Raw genomic sequence first — 5108 nt, 5'->3', positions numbered from 1 at the left:
CGCACGGAGAAAATCCATGTCCTCGATGGGGAGCAGCAGATCCGGGGAGCTCGGCAGCGCCAAAGCGGCGTCAGGACCGATCGACAGCCCACCGCCGATAGTGATCGGTGTCGGGTGTCGTGTGGCAGCGAGCGATATGGGATGAGGTTCAGCTTGCAGAGCGGGCCATGGGAGTCTGGTGCTCGATTTGGGAGACCCGGGAGGCAGTGACCCCGAGGAGTTCGGCGACGTCACGAACGGTAAGGCCCGCCGTTCGGAGCTCGGCCACCGCTTGGGGGGTCAGTCGGCGGCTACGTTCACCCAGTCGGGCAAGCTCGCGGCGCAACTCGAGCAGCTCCCGGGTCTCCTCGGACACGGCGGTCTGGTCCAGAGTCGGGACCACCTCCACGTCGAAGCTGTCCTGCTCGTCATCGAGCACCAACGCGATCGCTTCTCGGATCGCGGCGTCCGCCTGGTCGAGCCGACGTGACTGCGAGGCGACCTCCCGACCATCCACGTCGGTGGCGATCAGCGACCACCAGTTGCCCTCGCGGGTCGCTGTGACGGTGTAGGACGTCATGTCCACCACTCCTCTTCCGAGTTTGGCGGCCGCCTGCCGCTGAATCGATCGGGCGGTGCCTTCGGCGACCTCGCGATGGTTGGGCACGGGGATCCGCAAGCCGTCCAGGGAGAACACCTCATGGCCACCACTGTTGCGGAGCGATACGAACTCGATCCCGGCCGAGTTGGCGGCGTCTCGGATCTGCTTGATGAGGTCGCATCGTTTCACAAGCGTAAGTGTAGGAGCTGAACGACGTCAAGTGAACCTACTGAACAACCCTGGGGATAGCCGCCGCCCGATCCGAAACTGGCGTCCTCGTCTTCGCTGTCGCCGAGGCGCAGCCGAGGATTTCCCGGTCGCCGCGGGCGGTGACCCTGGTGGCGACCACCCTGCGGGTGTGGGCGGGTGGCCGCTCACCACCGTTTCGCCCTCCACCACGTAGGCAACGACCGCCCGGCTCTGGCTTCGGCGCCGCGCGTACCGGAAGATCTCCTGGAGCTCGGCGACAGCCTCGGGCCGATAAGATAAGACGACCTCAAGCCGCCGCATCGCCGCCGGACGGGGCCAGCTCGACGTCGACCTCGGTTTCGCTCAGGCTCGGTCGCGGGTCGTCGAGGGATGACGGATGCGCGCCCGGACGGCGTCGAGGCGCTCCGCGTCCTCCGCCCTCTGTCCCTACCAGCGACGCAGCGCATCCCGCACGACCTCGCTCGCCGAGGCGTACTCACCGCTTTCGACGCTCGCGCGGATCGCCTGGACCGTCGGCCAGAGAACGGCCTGCGCCACGGGGCCTTGGCTCATCGCGAGCGCGGGCCGCCAAAGACCTCAGAGGAGCGCGGTCAGCGCCGCCAACCAGGGCCAGACCCGCCGGGGCGGCGACAGCACCTGCGCCCCCGCCCGCTGCGGGCCTGTGGAGGGGGCCATGGACGGGCACTCGCGAACCGATATCGTGTCCCTATGGCGGTGGCCACCCGCATGAGCGTCGAGGAGTTCCTGGCCCGCGACTGGCCCAGGGGCACCCAGCTGATCCGTGGGGAGGTGGTTTTGAACCACCCGTCCTTGCTCCACCAGCTCGTGCTCGGTCGTATCTACACGCTGCTGCTCGCGTGGGTGGAGGCCGAGCCCGGGCGGGGCCTGGTGGCGCTCCCCGTCGACGTGCGCCTGGGCGAGGAGCTCTACGCACCGGACGTCTGGTGGATGCGCGAGCAGCGCCTACCCGACCGCGACGCCAAGCGGCTCGAGGTCGCGCCCGATCTTCTCGTCGAGGTGCGCTCCCCCTCGACGTGGCGTTTCGACCTCGGTGCCAAACGCCAGACCTACGAGGCGGCCGGGGCCGCGGAGCTGTGGTTGGTTGACACCGCCGCGGACAGCGTGATCATCTTCCGCCGCTCGCAGGAGGCGACCGGCTTCGACGTCGCCCTCGAGCTGTCCGGCGACGACGAGCTGAGCTCACCGCTCCTGCCGGGCTTCACGGTTCCCGTGCGCCGCGTGTTCGACCACTGACCTGAACTGGCCCTGTCGGGCAGTCTGACGCGCAAGGCGCTTGGTGCCCGACTCGTCGAGGTGGATGCGCGCACGAGGATCTGCGGCCTCGCGTCGGGCGTCCGGTCCGGAGACTACTCTGGGCCGCATGCAGCCTGGTTCCCACGAGATGGCCGGCGTGACCTCGCCCGCCGAGGACGCCTCGTCCGACCCGTCACCGCCGGCCCAGGACACCGGTCAGCTGATGCCCCTCGACCCCCGGGCACGCACCCTCTGGTGGGTCACCGGGGCGGGCGTCGTCGTCCCGATCGGGATCGTCGCCGGCCTCGTCGACCTGTTCGCGCCGCTCCCGCTGCGCCGTGGGCTGCTGACGGGCGCGGTCCTGCTCGTCGGGGGCCTGCTCGCCGCCATCGTCCCGGTGCTGCGCTACCGCCGGTGGCGCTATGCCCTGCGTCCCGCCGACCTGTGGATCCGCCACGGGGTCCTGTGGGTCACCGTGAGCGTGATCCCCTTCTCCCGGTTGCAGTTCGTCGACACGCGCCAGGGGCCGCTGGACCGGCTGTTCGGCCTGTCCCAGCTGGTGGTGCACACCGCCGCGCTGGGCACATCGGGGCGGCTACCCGGCCTCGACGCCACCGAGGCGGAGCGGCTGCGCGAACGACTCGCCGAGGTCGAGCCCGACGATGACGCCAGCGTCTGAGTTCCCCCAGGTGCCGCCGCCGCCGACCGACGGCCCCGCGGGCCCCGACGGGTCGGACCGTCCCGGTGACGCGCCCGGCACCGGCAGCCGCCTGCACCCGGCGGTCATGCTCATCTGGCCGCTCGGCCAGGTCGGACCGCTGCTCGTGCTGATGGTCGCGGGGGCGCTGTCACCGCCCTTCGCAGGCGCCCTCCTCGGCGCGTCGGCCATCGCGAGCGTGGTGCGCTACCTGCGGTTCACCTGGCGCGTCGAGGAGGACGCGCTGATCATCGAGCAGGGCCTCCTGCAGCGGCAACGGCGGGTCATCCCCCTGGAGCGGATCCAGACGGTGGACCTGGCGCGCAAGCTGCGCCACCGCATCCTCGGGGTCGTGGAGGTGCGCGTCGAGGCGATCGGGGGTGGTGAGACCGAAGGCCGGCTGGACGCCTTGGCCATCGCGGATGGCCAGCGGCTGCGCGCCGCCCTGCTGCGACGACGCGACCGGGTCGCCGACGAGCCGCCTGACGGCGGGGCGCCCGACCCCGAGCGGGCACGGACCGCCACCCCCCCGACGCGGTTGGCCCACCTCGCGCCCGACCGGCTCCTCGCCGCGGGGCTGACGGGCGGGAGGGTCGGCGTCGCCGCCGCCCTGCTGGGGTTCTTGCAGCAGGCGTTCTCCGACCGCATCGACGAGCTCTTGCAGCGGGCGCCTGCCCTGCTCGGCACGCGCGGCTTCGTGGCCGTTGCCGCGATCGCCCTGGTGGGCGCGTTCGTCCTGTCGATCGTCGCCACGGTCCTGGCGTACTGGGACTTCACCTTGACACGCGAGGACGCCACCCTGCGCATCCACCGCGGGCTGCTCGAGCAGCGCTCGAACACGCTGCCGCTGCGGCGCGTGCAGGCGGTGCGCGTCGAGGAGAACCTCGTGCGCCGCATGCTCGGCCTCGCAGCGGTGAAGGTCGACGTGGCGGGCCACTCCGGTGGCGAGGGGCGCGACACCGGCATGCTGCTGCCCCTCGGCCGGCGCGGCGAGGCCTTCGCCCTGGCCGCGGAGGTCCTCCAGACCGCGGAGCTGGCGACCGTCGCGCTCACCCCGATGCCCCGGCGCGCCCGCACCCGCCGGGTCGCACGGGCGGTCACCACGGTGGCGGTCCTCACGGCGCCGGCAGTCTGGCTGTTCGACGCCACGGGGCTGCTGGTCGCCCTGCTCGCGCTGCCCGCCGTGGCCATGGCGATCGGCTCCCACCGCGCGCTCGGCCACGCCGAGCTCGACGCGTTCGTCGTCGCCCGGTCGGGCCTGTTCGTGCGCCGGACCGCGTTCGTGCCCCGCGCCCGCCTGCAGAGCCTCGCGCTGACCGCCAACCCGGTGCAGCGCTGGCGCCGGCTGGCCACCCTCGACCTGCAGATCGCCCGCAGCCCCGGCGTGTGGTCGGGCCCGCAGCTGATCGACCTGGACGCCCGGGTGGGCGAGGGCCTGCTCGGCGAGATCGCCGCGAGCATGCTGCCCGGTCGGGCGCCGGCGCCGGCGGCCCTGGCGGGCCGCTCGGGCTGAGTCACAGTGCTCGAGACACCGCCGCACCACACGACTTGTCTGGTCCTATGGTGATGACTATTCTGGTCATATGCACACCGTGTCCGTGTCCGAGCTGAAGGCGAACCTTTCCCGCTACTTGCGAGAGGTGCGCCGCGGCGGGGAGGTCCAGGTCCTCGATCGAGGCGTGCCGGTAGCCCGCCTGTCGAGGCTTCCGGCAAGCGCGGATGCCGCTGACGAGCAGCGGCGCCAGCGCCTCCTGCAGGCGGGGATCGTGCGATCCGGGCAGTGCGATCTGTCGGAGATCCTGCAGGCGCCGCCCCTGGAGCTGCCCTCCAGTGTCCTTGAGGCGCTGGAGGCAGAGCGGGCCGACCGGCAGTGAGGTACTGGGACGCGTCGGCGCTCGTGCCGATCGTGGTGCGGGAGCCCCACACCGAGGCCGTTCGCACGTGGGCGACGAAGGATCCAGCCATCGTCACCTGGGCGTGGTCTGGAGTGGAGATCATCAGCGCCGTCGAACGTCGCGCGCGCGAGGGTGCGCTCACGCGGTCCCAGCGCCGACTGGTCTTGGCACGGTTCGCCGCGCTCGCGGCGGCCTGGGACGAGGTCAGCGACGTGCTCGCCGTGCGGGCGCGGGCGATCCCCCTGCTGGCACGCCATCCGCTGCGAGCCGCCGACGCCGCTCAGCTGGCTGCGGCGTCGCTGGTCAACGAGCACCTCGACGCACCGCTGCGCTTCGTCTGCCTCGATGCCCGCCTGGCCGACGCCGCCGAGCGGGAAGGGCTCGTGGTCATGCCCGAACCGGATGGCGACGCCAGCACCTGACCCGTGAATCGCCGGAGCGCCAGCGGAGGCGATTCACCGCTGTGCCGGGT

General features: G+C 72.0%; 6 protein-coding genes. 5 read left to right on the top strand and 1 reads right to left on the bottom strand.

Annotated elements, in window-relative coordinates; genetic code table 11:
- Positions 1–148: 148 nt before the first annotated feature.
- Positions 149–769, bottom strand: coding sequence for a sigma factor-like helix-turn-helix DNA-binding protein (locus WD250_09615; protein MEX2620466.1), 621 nt, complete (start codon positions 767–769; stop codon positions 149–151).
- Between the two features lie 729 nt (positions 770–1498).
- Between WD250_09615 and WD250_09610 the strand changes: the two genes are divergently transcribed.
- The 5 genes from WD250_09610 (at position 1499) to WD250_09590 (ending at position 5058) form a co-directional block, all read left to right on the top strand.
- Positions 1499–2044 carry a Uma2 family endonuclease gene (locus WD250_09610; GenBank protein MEX2620465.1) on the top strand — a complete coding sequence of 182 codons (546 nt, stop codon included), beginning with the start codon at positions 1499–1501 and terminating at the stop codon, positions 2042–2044.
- A 127-nt stretch (positions 2045–2171) separates the two neighbouring features.
- Positions 2172–2723 (top strand): PH domain-containing protein, encoded by a 552-nt coding sequence (locus tag WD250_09605; protein MEX2620464.1) that lies wholly within the window; start codon positions 2172–2174, stop codon positions 2721–2723.
- Positions 2707–4254 carry a PH domain-containing protein gene (locus tag WD250_09600; protein ID MEX2620463.1) on the top strand — a complete coding sequence of 516 codons (1548 nt, stop codon included), beginning with the start codon at positions 2707–2709 and terminating at the stop codon, positions 4252–4254. The genes WD250_09605 and WD250_09600 overlap by 17 nt, the downstream gene beginning before the upstream one ends.
- A gap of 70 nt (positions 4255–4324) precedes the next feature.
- Entirely contained in the window at positions 4325–4615 is a 291-nt protein-coding gene (locus WD250_09595; GenBank protein MEX2620462.1) for a type II toxin-antitoxin system prevent-host-death family antitoxin, read from the top strand.
- Entirely contained in the window at positions 4612–5058 is a 447-nt protein-coding gene (locus WD250_09590; protein MEX2620461.1) for a type II toxin-antitoxin system VapC family toxin, read from the top strand. Before WD250_09595 ends, WD250_09590 begins: the two co-directional genes overlap by 4 nt.
- Positions 5059–5108: the final 50 nt, after the last annotated feature.

This window comes from Egibacteraceae bacterium (genome assembly GCA_040905805.1).
Classification (GTDB): Bacteria; Actinomycetota; Nitriliruptoria; order Euzebyales; family Egibacteraceae; genus DATLGH01.
Note: the sequence above shows the minus strand (reverse complement) of the source record. Positions and strands in the feature narration are given on the sequence as shown.